Source organism: Amycolatopsis sp. NPDC114503 (assembly GCF_055633655.1).
Window position 1 is genome coordinate 391,260 of the sequence record NZ_JBVKDT010000003.1, and the last position, 14,933, is coordinate 406,192.

Here is a 14,933-nt window from a genome sequence, read left to right on the forward strand (position 1 = left end):
GTTCAGGTTGGCGGGCAACGACTTCGCCGGAATCTCCGCGCGATCCGGCTAGACTCCGGGAAATGGGCACTGCGCATTTCCCGGCCTCGATCGGCCAGCGGCTGGTGTGGTTTCTCGAGCATTACCGTTCCGAGACTTCCTCGGTCAACTGCCCCGCCACCTTCCGGATTTCCGGGAAGCTTTCCGAAAACCTCCTGCGCGGGGCGCTCGCGGACCTGGTGCGCCGGCACGACGCCTTGCGCACCACGCTTTCCCGCGACGGCCGGAACCTCTTGCAGCACGTGCACGACGACGGCCGCGCCGCACTGTCCGTTGTGGACGTTTCCGGCGGCGAGGAGGAGATGCTCGCGCTGCTGCGCGCCGAACAGGCGGCCGACCTCGAACCCGGCCGCGAGCCGGTGCGCACCAGCTGGTGGCGGCTGGGCCGCGAAGACCACGTGGTGTGCGTGAACATGCACCACCTCGTCTCCGACGCGTGGTCCTGCGGCGTCGTGATCGCCGACCTGATCGCGCTGCTGGGCGGCCGCCGCCCGGACGCCCCGCCGTGGCAGTACTCCGACTTCACGACCTGGCAGGCCGACCAAGAGAAATCCGGGAAACTGCGCGCACACCAGGATTTCTGGTGCGAACAGCTCGACGGCATGAGGCTGGCTCCCCTGCCGTGGCTGGCCCCGGAGGGCTCGCCCCGGCCCTCCCCCGGGCTGGAAACCCTTTCGCTGTCGGCCGAGACCGCCGACGGGCTGCGCGAGTTTTCGCAGCGGAGGCGGCACACGCTGTTCTCGGTGCTGCTCGCGCTGTACTACCTGCTGCTGAACCACGAAACCGGGCAGGACGACCTCGCGGTGGCGTCGTTCTTCGCCAACCGGACCCGCCGCGAGGTGACCTCGACCGTCGGGTTCTTCGCGAACATGCTGGTGCTGCGCGCGAAAGTCGATCCGGACCGGCCGTTCGCCGAACTGCTCGGCACGACCCGCCGCACCGTGCTCGACGCCACCACCCACCAGGCAGTGCCCTGCCAGATGCTGCCGATGTCGCGGCTGCAGCGGACGCCGGGACGGGTCAACGAGGTGGTCTTCCAGATGCTGCCGGACCGCAAGCCCGGTTCGTGGTCGCCGATCGATTCCGGCACCGGGCTGCGCATCGACACGTTCCGCCCGGACCACGGCCTGAGCCGGTTCGGGCTCAACCTCACCGTGATCCCCCGCGAGGACCGGTTCGACGTCCGGCTCTCCTACGACCGCAACCAGCTCGACCGCGAATGGGTGCGCGGGCTGCTGCGCTCGTATCGCGTGCTCGCCGAGGGGATGCTCGCCGCGCCGGACGCGCCGGCCGCGAAGCTGACCGCCGCGCTGCGCTGACCCGGCCGCGAAAAAGGGGACCTGCCCGGGCAGGTCCCCTTTTTTTCGTCGCGTGGTCACCGCTTTCCGGGAATCACCAAGCACCCTTCGGACGGCGTCAGCAGCACGTGCGAGCCGCGCTGCTGCTCGGGCGGCGCGCCGGCCCGCGTGCGCAGCCGGACCCGCTTGATCACCTCGGGGATCACCGCCTTCATCTCCAGCATCGCGAACTGCGCGCCGAGGCAGTGCCGCCGTCCGCCGCCGAACGGCAGGAACGTCCCGCGCGGCAGGTCGCTGTCCAGGAACCGTTCCGGGCGGAACACCTCCGGGTCGTCGAACGACGCCTCGCGCCCGTGCAGCAGCGGCACCGACGGCGCCACCCACCAGCCGGCGGGGATGTGATAGCCGGCCAGCTCCAGATCGCCCGACAGCGCCCGCGGCATCACCGGGACGATCGGGCGGGTGCGCAGCGTTTCGTTGATCACCGCTTCCAGGTACTTGTCGTCCTTGTCGACCTCCTCGACCAGCCGGTCGTGCACCTGCGGATGGCGCACCAGCCGCTCGAACACCCACGCCATCGCGGTCGCGGTGGTCTCGTATCCCGCCTCCAGCAACGTCATCAGCCCGTCGCGCAGTTCGAGGTCGGTCATCTTCTCGCCGTCGTCGTCGGACGCGCGCAGCAGCTGCGACATCAGGTCGGTGCGCTCGGCGATGTCCGGCGCGTTGCGGCGCCGCTCGATCTCGTCGTAGAGGATCCGGTCGACGTCGGCCCTGGCCACCGCGAACCGCGCGGCCGCGCTGCCGGGGATCTTGCGCAGCATCGATTCCAGGCCGGTCCAGGCCGCCCGCGACAGCACGAACGCGACGGTCTCCATCCGCGCCGCGGCCGCGGTGAGCCGGGGCAGCATCTCGCGCAGCTGCGCGACCCGCTCGAGGTCGTGGATGCCGAACACCACGCGCAGGAGCACGTCCAGCGCGATCACCTGCATCCGGGGCCGCAGCACCAGTTCCTGTTCCAGGGTCCACTGCGCCACCTCCGCCGCGGCGATCTCGGCGATCTGCTCGCGGTAGCGCTGCAGGTAGCGCGCGTGGAAGGCGGACCCGAGCAGTTTCCGGTGGCGCAGCCAGCTTTCGCCGTCCTCGACGAGGATCGAGTTGTCCCCGACCATGCGCTGCAGGAAATCCGCCCGCGTCTTGCCCGCCTCGCCGACGGTGCGGTCGGTCGCGAAGACCTGCCGGGCCAGCTCGGGGTTCGCCACGTAGACGATCGGCGGCATGCCGACGAGCGTCACCTTGAAGATGTCGCCGAACTGGCGGTGCAGGCCGTCGAGATAGTCGATCGGGTCCCGGACGAAATTGCGGGTCTGGCCGAATTTCGACGCGGCCGGCCCGGGCGGGGCCGAGACACCGGCCGGGGACGTGTGCACTGAGGTCATGGAGTTTCCGCTTCCTCTGCAGGGGCGCGGCCGGACGCGAACCGCGACAAACAACCGGTGCTGAAGGTAGAACACCCGCCCGTCCCCGGAAAACCGCGCGGTGTGCAACTGCCGATTGTCCCCAGTCGGGCGGCCGCGCCGATACGCTCGTCCCATCCTGGTCCGCGCTCTTTCGCTTGCCAGTTCCCGTTTTCCCGTGCCGAAACCGAGGTGTCATGTCGACCACCGAGCAGAGCGCCGCCGGGTCCGAGGAGGCCCCGGCGGTGAATTTCCCCGCGCTGACCGACGTGGTCACGCCGTTCGCCGTCCGCTGCGCGGCGACCCTGCGCATCGCCGACCTGATCGGCGACGGCTCCCGCGACGCCGCCGCGCTCGCCGAAGCGGCCGGGGCCGATCCCTCTGCGCTCTCGCGGCTGCTGGACCACCTTTGCGTGGTCGGCCTCTTCGCCGCCGACGGCGATTCCTACCGGGTCACCGAAGCGGGCACCATCCTGCGCGACGACCACCCGGCCGGGCTGCGGGCCACCCTCGACCTGGAAACCTTCGTCGGGCGCAGCGATTCTTCCTGTGCCAACCTGCTGCACTCGGTGCGCACCGGGGAACCGGGGTACCACAAGACCTTCGGCGCTCCACTGTGGACGGACACGGTCGCGCACCCGGAACTGGTGGCGGGCTTCGAGCATCTGCACGAGATGTTCGGCGCGTGGTCGGAGCCGACGGTGACCGGCGGCTTCGACTGGGCGTCGGCGAAGCAGGTGGTGGACGTCGGATGCGGGCACGGCGCGGTGCTGCGGCGGCTGCTGCTGGCCTTCGGGCATTTGCGGGCGACGCTCGTCGACCTGCCGGAAATCGTGGCCAGGGCGGAACAATCGCTCGGCGAAGCGGGGCTGGGCGACCGGGTGAGCGGCGCGCCGGGCAGCTACTTCGACCCGCTGCCGGAAGGGGCGGACGCCTACCTGCTCTCGCTGATCGTCCACCAGGAGCCGCACGACCGCGCGGTCGCGCTGCTGCGCCGATGCGCGGAGGCGGCCGGATCGCACGGCACGGTGCTGGTCATGCAGGCTCCGGTGACGCCGGGGAACCGGTTCGCGATGACCGCGCTGGACCTGCGCATGCTGGTGACCGTCGGCGGGCGGGAGCGCACTGTCGACCAGTACCGCGACCTGTTCGCCGAAGCCGGGCTGCGGATCGCCGGCCAGTACGCGGGCGGTTCGGAGTCGCCGGTCGACCCGGTGCTGTTCGCCTGCGTCGCGAACTGAGCCGGTGCGCACGACCGCGACCGGACTGGTCGCCGACCTGGCCGCCGGGCGCGTCAGCAGCTCCGCCGCGCTGGAGTACTTCCTGAGCCGCGTGAAGGAGCACAATCCCGCGCTGAACGCCGTGGTGGCTCTCGACGTCGCCGGCGCCAGGGCACAGGCCGAGGCCGCCGACGCGGCCGCCGCGCGCGGGATCCGGCTCGGCCCGCTGCACGGGCTCCCGATGACCGTGAAGGACACTTTCGAGACCGCCGGCCTGGTCACCGCGGCCGGAGCCCCGGAACTGGCGGGACACCTGCCCGACCGCGACGCGGACGCGGTGGCCCGGCTGCGGGCCGCCGGAGCCGTCGTGTTCGGCAAGACCAACGCGCCGCTTTACGCCGGGGATTTCCAGTCCTTCAACGACGTCTACGGCGCCACCGGCAATCCGTGGGACCTCGCCCGGACGCCCGGCGGATCGTCCGGGGGTTCGGCCGCCGCGCTGGCCGCCGGGCTCACGCCCCTGGAGCTGGGCAGCGACGTCGCCGGGTCGATCCGCTCCCCCGCGCACTTCTGCGGGGTGTGCGGGCATCTCCCGACCTGGGGAGCGGTCCCGGCGCGCGGGCACATCCCCGGCGCGCCCGGCGCCCTCGCCGTTCCGCCGCTGGGCTCGCCCGGCCCGATGGCGCGGTGCGTGGCCGACCTCGAACTCGCCTTGGACGTGCTCGTCGGCCCCGACCTCGCCGGGGTGCCCGGCGGGACGCTCCCCGCCGCCGCGGTGCGCGCCGACGAGCTGCGCCTGGCGGTGTGGGCCGAGCATCCGGCGCTGCGCACCGACCCGGAGATCCGGGCGGCCCTCGACGGACTCGCCGAGGAACTGGCCGGCCTCGGCGTGCGGGTGCTGCGCAAGCTGCGCCCGCCGCGCCCGCTGTACGAGATCCACCAGACCTACGCGCGGCTGCTGCTCGCGGTCCTGGCCCCGAGCTTCCCGGAACCGGTTTTCCGGCGGCTGCGGCGAATCGCCCGGCACGCGTCGCCCGACGACCGCCGTCCGGCGGTGGAACTGGGCCGGGCGGTCACGCTCACCTACCGGGAATGGCAGGACCTGGACGAGCGGCGCGCCCGGATCACCGCCGGGTGGGCCGCGGTCTTCGCCGAGGCGGACGCGGTGCTCACGCCCGCCGCGCCGCTGACCGCCTTCGCCCATCAGACAGCGGGGACCCCGCTCACCCGGGAACTCGAGGTCAACGGCCGGACGGTGCCGTATCTGGCCCAGATGGCCTGGGCGACGCCGGCGAGCCTGTCCGGCCTGCCCGCGACGACGGTCCCACTCGGCCGCAGCGCCGCCGGGCTGCCCTTCGGGGTGCAGGTGATCGCGCCCCGGTGGCACGACCGCAAGGCGCTCGCGGTGGCCCGGGTCGTCGAGCGGCTGACGGGCGGGTTCGAGGCGCCGCCGGGCTATTGACCGGGAGCCGGGGGCACTGCCTGGCCGGGGCGCGGGTCCGGGCGTCAGGTCGCCGCGCCAGCCGGAACCCGCCAGGTCGATGCGCCCGGCCGAACGTCACGTCCAAGCCTCAAGTTCGCCGCGCCAGCCGCAACCCGCCGGGTCGATGCACCCGGCGGAGCTACTCGGCCAGCTGTGCCGACAGCTTCTTCGGCGCCAGCAGCCGGTAGGCGTCGGTCAGCATCGTGCGCACCTCGGTCCAGTCGACGGCGCCCGCTTCCAGGTCGAGGGCCACCCAGCCGCGGGAGCCGAGGTAGGCGGGCGCGTAGAACCGCTCCCCCTCCTGCTCGATCAGCTCGGCCTGCGCGCCCGGCGCGGCTTTGCACGCGATCGCGATCTTGCCGTCGCCGTGGTGGTCGTCGAGGAAATAGGCGAAGTTCTTCCCGCGCACCGAGTACGCGACATGCTGCTCGCCCTTGCTCTGCACTTCCGGCAGCGCCTCGGCGAGTTCTGTCACGCGTGCGCGTTTTCTGGTCGCGGAGTCCGGTCGGCCCATGCCGCGAGCCTAACGGTCACCGGGGCCGGCGGCAGTCGTCGGCAGCCGCGACGATGGCGAACCGGGTGGCCAGCGACGCCGCGCGGAGACAGTGCTGGGCGGCGCGCAGGCATTCCGGCCGCGCCGGGCCCGGCGCGCTCCGCGCGTCGGCGAGGTGCTGCGCGGCTTGGATCGCGGCCAGCAGCGCGTCGTCCGCGCCGGTCGTCCCGGCGTCGAGGGCGGCCGATTCGGCGAGCGCGGCCAGCTCGGCGCGCAGCCGCGCGGCCGCGGATCCGTTGTGGACAGTGGAGGTTTGCGCACCCGCCGGAACCCGATCCATACTCGTTGCTCACCCCGCGTAAGAGATCGACCAGAACTTCGACGGTCACCAGCATTCAGATGCTTTCCCTTATCGCGCAAGGAAGACAATGGAACACGAAAGTCAGTTCGGGCCGCTTCGCGGGCTCCGGGTGCTCGAGACCGCGACCGGAGTGGCCGGTCCCTACGCGGGACGGCTGCTGGCCATGCTCGGGGCGACGGTCGCCAAGGTCGAACCCGAGGGCGGGGACCCGGCGCGGCGGCTTTCGGCCGACGGGGAGCCGCAGCGGGACCCGAGCCCGGTTTTCGTCCATCTCAACGCCGGGAAGCGGCTGCTCTCCGCGGACGCGGCCGCGGTCCCGGAACTGCTGGAATGGGCCGACGTCGTGCTCAGCGACCGGGTGCGCCGCGAGTTCGGTCCGTGGGAACTGCGCGCGGGCGTCGCCGATCCGCCGCTGCTGGTGTCGGTGACCGCGTGGGGCGTCGACGCCGAGAGCGCGGGAGAGCCGTCCGACGAGATGCTGGTGCAGGCGGCCTCCGGGCTGCTCGCCGCGACCTGTCACGAGGACGGCGGCCCAGACCGGTTCCCCGGCTGGCAAACGCAGTATCTGGCCGGAACGTACGCCGCGGCGGCAGCGCTGGCCGGACGGCCCGGCGGGCACGCGGAGACGACCTGGCGGGCCGCCGCGGCCTCCGCGGTGGAATCGCAGGCCGCGGCCGCGCTGTACGCCGCGACTTCCGCCAACGCCGACGATCCTGAAGAGGAACGGCGCCAGGCCGGCTTCCAGACCCGCACGTTCCCGTCCGGGGTGTTCCGCTGCGCCGACGGGTTCGTGGTGCCGGGCACGGTCCGCGGCGAGGACTGGAACCGCCAGTGCCTGCTCTACGACCGCGGCGACCTGCTGCGTGACGAACGCTTCGTGTGGGCGCGCCGGTGGGCCAACCGGGAGCTGCTGCGCGGCGAACTGGCCGGCTGGTACGCCGGGCGCACCCGGAGCGAGGTCTTCGACGCCGGTCTGGCCGCGGGCTGGTCGGTCGGCAAGGTGCTCGACGCCGCCGACGCCCTCGACGACCCGCACCTGGCCGCCCGCGAGTTCCTCGGCACGGTCCGCGGCGCCTCGGCGGGCCGCGCGATCGTGCGGCCGTGGCGGGATCCGGCCGCGCCGGCGCCCCGCTCGGCGCGGCTCTCCGAACCCGCCGAGGACAACGGATGGTTTCGCTCCCGCGCGGCCCGCGGCCGGCCGCCCCGGCTGCCGGACCCGCGCCGGCTGCGGGTGCTCGAACTGACCTGGGCCTGGGCCGGACCGCTCGCCGGCCGGCTGCTGGGCGCGCTGGGCGCGGACGTGGTGCGGGTCGAGTCCGGACGGCATCCCGACGGCTGGCGCACCCGGTTCCGCTTCGCCGAGACCGGGGCCCCGCTGCCCGAGGGCGCCGCCCCGGACGAGTACACCTGGGACGCCGCGGCCCAGTTCAACAGCGTGAACCGCAACAAGCGCGCCGTGTCGCTGGACCTGTCCTCGCCGGACGGGAACCGGGTCTTCCGCGATCTGGTGGACGTCGCGGACGTGCTGGTGGTGAACATGAACCACCGCGTGCTCGAGGACCGGGGCGTCGCCGCGCACGTGCGCGCGCGGGTGGCCGAGGGGCTGGTGCTGGTGACCATGCCCGCGCTCGGCAGCAGCGGCCCGCACCGGGCGATGCCGGGCTTCGGCATGCTGACCGAGGCGATGGGCGGGTTCGCCGCCCGTTACGGCCCGCCCTCCGCCGGCGCCGAGGTGAGCCCGACCTACTACCCGGACGCGGTGGCCGGCGCGCACGCGGCGGTCGCGGTGCTGTCCGGGCTGGCGGCGCGGACGGCGACCGGGCGGGGCCGCGAAATCGATCTGTCCCAACAGGAAACGCTGTGGCTGCAACTCGGCGAAGGCATCGTGCTGGCTTCGCGCGAAGGACGTCCGCCGCGGCGGATCGGCAACAGCGAACCGGACGTCCCGGCAGGCGTGCTGGCGACCGCGGACGGGTACGTGGCCTACGTCGGCGGAGCCGCGGATACCCGGTGGGCGGAAGAGCGCGACGGCGCGACGGTGGTGGAGGCGTTGCGACAGAAGGGTTTCCGCGCGGAGCGGATGCGTTCTGTGCGCGAGCTGTTCGAGAACGGCGAGCTGCCTTGGGCCGAGCGGGTCCGCCATCCGGTCACCGGGGAACGCGCATACCTCGGCATCCCGGTCGGCATGGACGGGAAGGGACTGGCGACGGTCCGTCCGGCGCCGTGCTACGACCAGCACACGGACGAGGTGCTGACGGAATGGCTCGGGACGCCGGCGGAGGAACTGGCGACGCTGCGCGCGGCCGAGGCGATCGGGACGGTGCCCCGGCAGCCGTACCGGGTGCGGAAGGCGCGCCGGGCTTCGTGAGCTTCGCCGGGGTTTCCCGGTCGTGGCAGGGAAACTCTCGTCCAGCGTGATTCTCTGGGCGAGAATGTCCTTGGTGCGACGGGAAAACCCCGGGCACCCAGCTCCACTGCCGCCTCGGACCGGTCCAGCTGCGCGCGGACAAGGGCGAGCGCGACAATGCCCCGACAGCCATGCCGGGCGCAGAAAGCGCACCGGTCCTCCGGAACCTCAGCGACAAGTTTCCCGGCCACGACCGGGAAACCCTTGCCCGGCCCGCTCCGCAAGGCAGGAAAACCCTTGCCACGGCAGGAAACCCCGCTCAGCCGGACTGCTCTCGCGACCACGAGAACCGCCCCGCCGGGCAACTGCGCACCCGGCCGTCCAGCTCCACCGTGAACGGCACCGGGCTCGACACCGCCACCTCGGACCGGTCCAGCCGGACCTCCACCAGCCCGAACGGCGTCGGAACCGCGCCCGCCACCCGGGTCAGCGCGCCCGGCCGCGGTGCGATCCTCGCTCTCGCGAAGCCGGGCTCGGCGGGGCTGACGCCCAGCACGTACAGCGGCAGATCCCGGCTCGGGGTGCTCGACCAGCCGTGGCAGTACGACCCGCCGCTCCACACCTCGCGCCACGTGCGCGTGCCGTCGCCGGCCAGTTCCGACCAGTCCCGGCAGAGGGCGGCGATGTGGTCCGCTCCGCCGAGCAGGGCCACGGCGTCGTGCACCACGTAGCGGAAGAACGGCTGTGCGGCGACGACTTCCCGCTCCACGTCCCAATCCGGTGCGGGCGGGCCCATCGCGGCCCGCAGCGGCATCAGGCCGAACGACCACGCGCGCCGCACCAAAGCCGTTCGGTCCAGCAGGAAAGCCAGTGCCCGGCTATGGCGCGACGGCGGGATCAGGCCGCCGACCGCCGCAGCGGCGGTGGCGTGTTCGCTCATCGACGGCACGACCCCGGCCGCGGTCAGCCAATCGCGGTAGCCGCCCCGGTCCTCGTCCCAGTACTGCTCGAAGGCGGCGGCCAGTTCGCCGTGCCGCCCGCGCGCCCAGCGCGCCCGGCCCGCGTCGCCGAGCCACTCGGCCATCTCCGCGAAGTCCCGCAGCGCCCGGCCCCACAGCCCGTTCAGCACGCTGCTCGCGCCCCGGCCCTGAACGCTCGCCCAGTCCAGCAGGACCCACCCGGTCACGTCCGTCAGCAGGCCGTCGCGCAGGAACGGCTCGAACCAGCGCACCACCCGTTCGGCGACCGGGAGCAGTTCGCCGACCAGTTCGGCGTCGCCGGTCCACCGGTACAGGTTGTGCACCGAACGCACCCAATGCAGCGCCCAGTCCGGGATGTACACCCCGTCGCGGTGCTCGTAGTCGCCCGCGACCGCCATCGGCAGCATGCCGTCCGGGCGCGGCGACGCGGCCAGCCGGGGATGCCACCGGGCGAGCCGCCAGTCCGGATTGGACAGCAGGTCCACCGATTGGTGCACCACCGAATCCCCGGTCCACGCTCGCTGTTCGCGAGTGGGGCAGTCGATGTACGCGTCCTGCGCGGTGAGGTCCACCGTGCGCAGCCCGGTCGCGTAGACGGCGTCGAGCACCGGGTCGCCGGATTCGAAGTACGGGCCCGGCGGACGCGGGCGAAGGCGCTCGACCACGGAAATCCCGCGCACCGTCACCTCGCCCTCGCCGCGCAGCACCAGCAGCGCGAACCGGCCGCCGACCGGATCGGCCGAGCAGAACCGGTCGGATTTGCCGCGCGTGCGGTAGCGCGCCGCGTACCCGTGCTGGAACGGGCGCAGCCGCAGGTGCTCGTCGAGGTCCTCGGCGGGCCGGGCGTCGACCGTCACGCCGGGCGGCGCGTCCAGTTCGAACACCAGGGTGCCGGCGACCACCTCGTCCCAGCCCGCGGTGAGCAACACCGCGACGCCGGGTTCCAGCACGGTCGTGAAGGGCAGTTCGGCCGGGACCGAGCCGGGCTCGGCTTCGGCGTCCACTTTCGCGACGAGGTCAGCCGGTCCGTGCTCGCCGCCGGGATCCGAGCCACGCCGCTCGCGCAGCCACCGGACCGGACGTTCGACCGATTCTCCGGGCGGCGCCGGGTTCTCCAGCAGCGGGCCGTACGGGTCGGCGGGCGGCGTGGACCGGGCCGTGCCGCCGAGGTGCAGCGTGGTGAGCACGCGTGCGGGCGCCCAGCCGGTGTCGTCGAAGCCGGGTTCGAGCCAGGCCGGATCGCACAGCGCGCCGTCGAGCACTTCCGGCACCGCGTGCCCGACCCCGGACGGCTTCTGCGGCGTCCACGCCGGACTCGTCTGGTGCCGCCAGCTTCGGTCGGTGCCGAGCACTCCGGACGGCAGCTCGAGTTCGGCGAGCAGCACGCCCGCGCCGTGGCTGAAGGTGGGCGTGACCGGTCGCCACCACGCGTTCGCTTCGCCGTAGAAGCGCACCAGAACACAGATCGCGTTGTCCCCCGGCACCAGCCACCGGGCAACGTCGACGACGTCGTACAGCAGCCGTCCGGCCGCGCCGCGACCCGGACCGCGCGCCGCCTCGTGCCCGTTGACCCACACCGTGTACCGGGAGTCCGCGGTGATCCGCAGCGGGGCGGCGGCGGGCACGACGTCGAGCGGGAAGACGCGCCGGAACTGCACCCGCCGGTCGTGCGCCGCGGAGGGCACCAGCGGCACGTCGGAGAACTCCCCGGTTTTGGCGATCCGGCCGTCGGCGCACCAGATCCACTGGCCGGTCCAGTCGCGGCTCACCCGGCCACCGGTTCCCGCGCCACGCGTTCCCTCAGCACCCGCCTCGCCAGCTTCCCGGTTCCGGTCACCGGCAGTTCGTCCACGAGGAACAACCGGCGCGGACGGCGGTCGTCGGCGATCCGGCCGCGCAGCCACTCGCGCACCTCGGCCAGCTCCAGCGGCCGTCCGCTGCGCACGGCGGCCGCGACCACCTGGCCCCAGCGCGGATCGGGCAGGCCGAACACCGCGCACGCCTCGACGTCGGGATGCCCGGCCAGCACTTCCTCCACATCGGACGGAAAGACGTTCACGCCGCCGGTGATGATCAAATCGTCGTCCCGGCCGCCGAGGTGCACGTAGCCCTCTTCGTCGACGAACCCGACGTCGCCGACGCTCCCCCAGTCGCCGTCGCGCCCGGCGGGCGCCTGGCCGGGACCGGAAACGTAACCGTCGAACGCCAGCGGGGTGAGCGCGCGGAGCGTCCCGACCTCGCCCGCGGGCAGCCTCCGAGCGCCGCGGAAAGCGGCGATCCGCACCCCGTCGAAGGGCCGTCCGCACGACCCGGGGCGGGACAGGAACTCCTCCGCGGGCAACGCGCACATCGGCCCGAGTTCGGTGCAGCCGTAGCATTCGACGAATCCCTCGCCGAAGACGTCCAGCGCGGCGCGCTTGAGCCGGTCGGGGAACGGCTCGCCGGACACCACGACATGGCTCAGCGGCGGGCGCGGGCCGGGCCGGTCGCGGGCGAAGGAGACCAGCCGGGCCAGCTGGGTCGGGGTGAGGAACCCGCTGTTGCACCGGTGTTCGACCGCGGAGTCCAGCCAGGACCGTTCGTCGAACCGGGGCAGCAGGACGACGGTGCCGCCGAGCGACAGCGTCATCAGCGCGCAGGTCCACGGGCCCGAGTGGTACAGCGGCCCGCCGACGAGGAACCGCGAGGACGGTCCGAGCCGGAACCCGCGGGCGATCGCGTCCGACAGCCGCCGGTCGCCGCGGGTGCGCAGCGCCGCCTTCGGGCTGCCGGTGGTCCCGGAGGTGAACAGCAACGAAGCTCCCGCGCCCAGCCGTCCGCCGTCCGCGGGCGCGGGCGGAATCCCGGCGTCGCCCGCGGGCTCGGCCGGATCGTCCGCGTCGAGCACGTTCTCCTTGCCGTGCAACAGCTCCAGCAGCTCCCGGGAGGCGCCGTCGGCCACCACCACCGCGGGCTGGGCGACCGCGAGCCGCCCGGCGAGTTCGCCCGGGGTGGAGCGGCCGCCGAGCGCGACCGCCTGCGCGCCGATCCGCCGCGCGGCGAGCGCGACCGTCAGCACCTCGGGCCGGTTGGGCAGCAGCCAGGCCACCCGGCCCGCCGGGCCGGCGCCGCGCGACCGCAGCAGCGCCGCCCAGCGGGTCACTTCCCGTTCGAGCTCGTCGCGGCTGATCTGCCCGCTTTCGGAGACGATCGCCGCCGTCCCGCTCATCCGGCCGCTCCGCGCGGCGTGCGGGACCACGACTCCGGGACCGCGTCGGTCGAGTACAGCGTGCCCGCCGACCACACGTGACGCGTGCCGTGCCACCGCATCGCCGAGGCCGCGTCGGGGAAGAAGCCCCGGCCCGGATGGTTGGCGCTGGTGTTGCACAGCACCGGGATCCCCGTCCGCGCCTCGTAAGCGGTCAGAAGCCGTTCCAGCAACGGGTTGTCCGCGCCGACCGTTTCCAGCCGCGCGCTGTCGTCGAGGTGCACCACCGCCGGGATCTTGCCCTGCCATTCCGGCCGGACGAAGTGGTCGAACAGCATGTACGGATCCCGGGTGCCCGGAGAAAACACTTCCGGCGCCCGGTTTTCCAGGCAGACCGGGGCCACCGGGCGGTACCACTCGCGGCCCTTGATCGCGTTCAGCCGGTCCCGCATCGCTTCGTCCCCGGCCGGCGCGACGATGCTGCGGTGCCCCAGCGCGCGGGGACCCAGCTCAGCCGGTCCGTCGACGATCACCACCGGTTCGCCTGCTTCGGCCAGCAGCGCCGCCAGGTCCTCGACCGACGCCGGTTTCGCGGTCCAGCCCGGTTCGGCCGCGGCGGTTTCGCGCACCGGCGGGCCGGAGAACACCGACCAGTCAAGCCAGGAATTCCCGGTGCGGCGCACCATTTCCGTGCACGCCGCGCCGATGGCCGACCCCGCGTCGTTCGGGAACGGCGGCACCCACACCTCCGGCACCAGCCCGCTCGCGCGCAGCCCGGAGTTCCACTTGATGTTGAGCGCGCAGCCGCCGGACAGGCACAACGGCAGCCCGGCCAGCTCCGGCCGGGCGCGCAGCACCTCGCCGAGCCCGTCCCGCAGCCGGCGGAACATGTGCTCCTGGAAGGAGTTCAGGATCGAGGCGTCGGAAAGCCCGAGCTTCGCCACGCCGCTGAGCACCCGCCTGCTCCACAGGTACGCGCGGATCGCGCCGTCGATCTCGCCCACCTGAGCGTCGACCTCCGCCATCACCGCGATCGCTTCCTCCGAAGACGGGCCGAGCGCGGCGTACGCCATCGCCTTGCCCGAAACCGGGAGCAGCGCCTCGAGCCCCGGACCCGCGTCGGCGGCCCGGCGGGCGTCGTGGTCCACCCGGAACGGGCCGAAGTGCGACGCGAAAATCGGGTACAGCGCGCCGGAAACCCCGCACACCGGGCCGAAGCACTCGAGCCGCGGTCCGGCCGGGTCGAACCGGTACAGCACCGGCGGCACCCCGCCGTCCCACACCAGCATCAGCGCCGGCTGGCGCTCCCGCGCGAACGGGCTGGTGCAGTAGGCGGACATGACGTGGTCGGTGGTGTGGGTGAAGCTGCGGAACGCCACCGGCTCGCCGCCGACGAGCGGGCTGTGCCCGGTCACCCCGGCCAGCATCGCCGCGCCCGCGCCCGGTTCGTCGTGGTACAGCGCGACTTCGACCGGCTGGACCGCGCCCTGCCCGTCGCGGATCTCCACCCAGCTCTCGCCCTCGCGGCCGCGCGCCCAGCCGTCGACCGCGAACACCGGCGCGCGCACGTCCTCGATCCCGTGCGCGCGCAACTGCCGCGCGATCTCCGCGGGCTCCGCGAACGGGCTGTGCCGCGGGTTGTTGCCCAGCTTCTCGGCCTCGACCGAGACCAGCAGCCGGTTGCCCTCGATCACGGCGAACCCGCCGTCGTGGGTGAGCTTCAGCCCGCAGATGACCTCGTGCTCTGGCATGTCGTCCTCCGCCCTTCGCCGGCCGCGCCGCTCAGCCCGCGGCTTGGTGCTCGCGGATGATCGCCGCGCATTCGGTCACCGTCGGGTTCTCGAACAACAGGAACAGGTCGATCACCTCGCCGTAGGTCTCGTTCAGCCGGTTGCAGATGTCCATCAGCTGGATCGAGTCGAGCCCGAGGTCGAAGAAGCTCTGGTCGGGCGCGACCTCGACCTCCGCCACCTCGCTCACGACCTTCGCCACCACCGGGGCGGGATCTCCCGCTCCGGCCACCTGCTCGCTCGGTCGAGTGGTCATGGTGTCTCTTCCCTCCTGCGCAATC

Annotated in this window: 11 protein-coding genes; 4 read left to right on the forward strand and 7 right to left on the reverse strand. The window is 73.2% G+C overall.

What is annotated here, in order from left to right; translation table 11 throughout:
- Positions 1-62 precede the first annotated feature (62 nt).
- Positions 63-1,358 carry a condensation domain-containing protein gene (locus ACZ7OI_RS14545; RefSeq protein ID WP_470264666.1) on the forward strand — a complete coding sequence of 432 codons (1,296 nt, stop codon included), beginning with the start codon at positions 63-65 and terminating at the stop codon, positions 1,356-1,358.
- 56 nt (positions 1,359-1,414) lie between these two features.
- Here the strand turns inward: ACZ7OI_RS14545 and ACZ7OI_RS14550 are convergent, their stop codons facing one another.
- Positions 1,415-2,773 carry a cytochrome P450 gene (locus ACZ7OI_RS14550; RefSeq protein WP_470264667.1) on the reverse strand — a complete coding sequence of 453 codons (1,359 nt, stop codon included), beginning with the start codon at positions 2,771-2,773 and terminating at the stop codon, positions 1,415-1,417.
- Between the two features lie 215 nt (positions 2,774-2,988).
- Between ACZ7OI_RS14550 and ACZ7OI_RS14555 the strand changes: the two genes are divergently transcribed.
- Together ACZ7OI_RS14555 and ACZ7OI_RS14560 are read left to right on the forward strand one after the other, a co-directional pair.
- Positions 2,989-4,032, forward strand: coding sequence for a methyltransferase (locus ACZ7OI_RS14555; protein ID WP_470264668.1), 1,044 nt, complete (start codon positions 2,989-2,991; stop codon positions 4,030-4,032).
- A 4-nt stretch (positions 4,033-4,036) separates the two neighbouring features.
- Entirely contained in the window at positions 4,037-5,473 is a 1,437-nt protein-coding gene (locus ACZ7OI_RS14560; protein ID WP_470264669.1) for an amidase, read from the forward strand.
- Between the two features lie 160 nt (positions 5,474-5,633).
- Here the strand turns inward: ACZ7OI_RS14560 and ACZ7OI_RS14565 are convergent, their stop codons facing one another.
- Both ACZ7OI_RS14565 and ACZ7OI_RS14570 read right to left on the reverse strand, forming a co-directional pair.
- Positions 5,634-6,008, reverse strand: a complete 375-nt coding sequence (locus ACZ7OI_RS14565) for an MmcQ/YjbR family DNA-binding protein (RefSeq protein ID WP_470264670.1) — start codon at positions 6,006-6,008, stop codon at positions 5,634-5,636.
- A gap of 16 nt (positions 6,009-6,024) precedes the next feature.
- Positions 6,025-6,327 carry a hypothetical protein gene (locus ACZ7OI_RS14570; RefSeq protein WP_470264671.1) on the reverse strand — a complete coding sequence of 101 codons (303 nt, stop codon included), beginning with the start codon at positions 6,325-6,327 and terminating at the stop codon, positions 6,025-6,027.
- 88 nt (positions 6,328-6,415) lie between these two features.
- On the opposite strand from ACZ7OI_RS14570, the gene ACZ7OI_RS14575 reads away from it, so the two are divergent.
- Complete coding sequence (locus ACZ7OI_RS14575) at positions 6,416-8,716, forward strand: CoA transferase (RefSeq protein ID WP_470264672.1); 2,301 nt, start codon at positions 6,416-6,418, stop codon at positions 8,714-8,716.
- A 298-nt stretch (positions 8,717-9,014) separates the two neighbouring features.
- Here ACZ7OI_RS14575 and ACZ7OI_RS14580 read toward each other — a convergent pair whose 3' ends face one another.
- The 4 genes from ACZ7OI_RS14580 to ACZ7OI_RS14595 are packed head-to-tail and all read right to left on the reverse strand — an operon-like array spanning position 9,015 to position 14,908.
- Positions 9,015-11,444: an alpha-L-rhamnosidase-related protein gene (locus tag ACZ7OI_RS14580; protein WP_470264673.1), complete on the reverse strand. Its 2,430-nt coding sequence runs from the start codon at positions 11,442-11,444 to the stop codon at positions 9,015-9,017.
- On the reverse strand, positions 11,441-12,883 hold the full coding sequence (locus ACZ7OI_RS14585) for a class I adenylate-forming enzyme family protein (protein WP_470264674.1): 1,443 nt from the start codon (positions 12,881-12,883) through the stop codon (positions 11,441-11,443). The genes ACZ7OI_RS14580 and ACZ7OI_RS14585 overlap by 4 nt, the downstream gene beginning before the upstream one ends.
- Positions 12,880-14,613, reverse strand: coding sequence for a carbamoyltransferase N-terminal domain-containing protein (locus ACZ7OI_RS14590; protein ID WP_470264675.1), 1,734 nt, complete (start codon positions 14,611-14,613; stop codon positions 12,880-12,882). Before ACZ7OI_RS14590 ends, ACZ7OI_RS14585 begins: the two co-directional genes overlap by 4 nt.
- A 31-nt stretch (positions 14,614-14,644) precedes the next feature.
- On the reverse strand, positions 14,645-14,908 hold the full coding sequence (locus ACZ7OI_RS14595) for an acyl carrier protein (protein WP_067588314.1): 264 nt from the start codon (positions 14,906-14,908) through the stop codon (positions 14,645-14,647).
- Positions 14,909-14,933 lie beyond the last annotated feature (25 nt).

What these genes read in the sequence shown, in the direction of transcription:
- ACZ7OI_RS14585 (WP_470264674.1), bottom strand. Translation starts at nt 12,883, where the DNA reads ATGAGCGGGACGGCGGCGATCGTCTCCGAAAGCGGGCAGATCAGCCGC.
- ACZ7OI_RS14595 (WP_067588314.1), bottom strand. Translation starts at nt 14,908, where the DNA reads ATGACCACTCGACCGAGCGAGCAGGTGGCCGGAGCGGGAGATCCCGCC.
- ACZ7OI_RS14570 (WP_470264671.1), bottom strand. Translation starts at nt 6,327, where the DNA reads ATGGATCGGGTTCCGGCGGGTGCGCAAACCTCCACTGTCCACAACGGA.
- ACZ7OI_RS14590 (WP_470264675.1), bottom strand. Translation starts at nt 14,613, where the DNA reads ATGCCAGAGCACGAGGTCATCTGCGGGCTGAAGCTCACCCACGACGGC.
- ACZ7OI_RS14555 (WP_470264668.1), top strand. Translation starts at nt 2,989, where the DNA reads ATGTCGACCACCGAGCAGAGCGCCGCCGGGTCCGAGGAGGCCCCGGCG.
- ACZ7OI_RS14550 (WP_470264667.1), bottom strand. Translation starts at nt 2,773, where the DNA reads ATGACCTCAGTGCACACGTCCCCGGCCGGTGTCTCGGCCCCGCCCGGG.
- ACZ7OI_RS14565 (WP_470264670.1), bottom strand. Translation starts at nt 6,008, where the DNA reads ATGGGCCGACCGGACTCCGCGACCAGAAAACGCGCACGCGTGACAGAA.
- ACZ7OI_RS14545 (WP_470264666.1), top strand. Translation starts at nt 63, where the DNA reads ATGGGCACTGCGCATTTCCCGGCCTCGATCGGCCAGCGGCTGGTGTGG.
- ACZ7OI_RS14575 (WP_470264672.1), top strand. Translation starts at nt 6,416, where the DNA reads ATGGAACACGAAAGTCAGTTCGGGCCGCTTCGCGGGCTCCGGGTGCTC.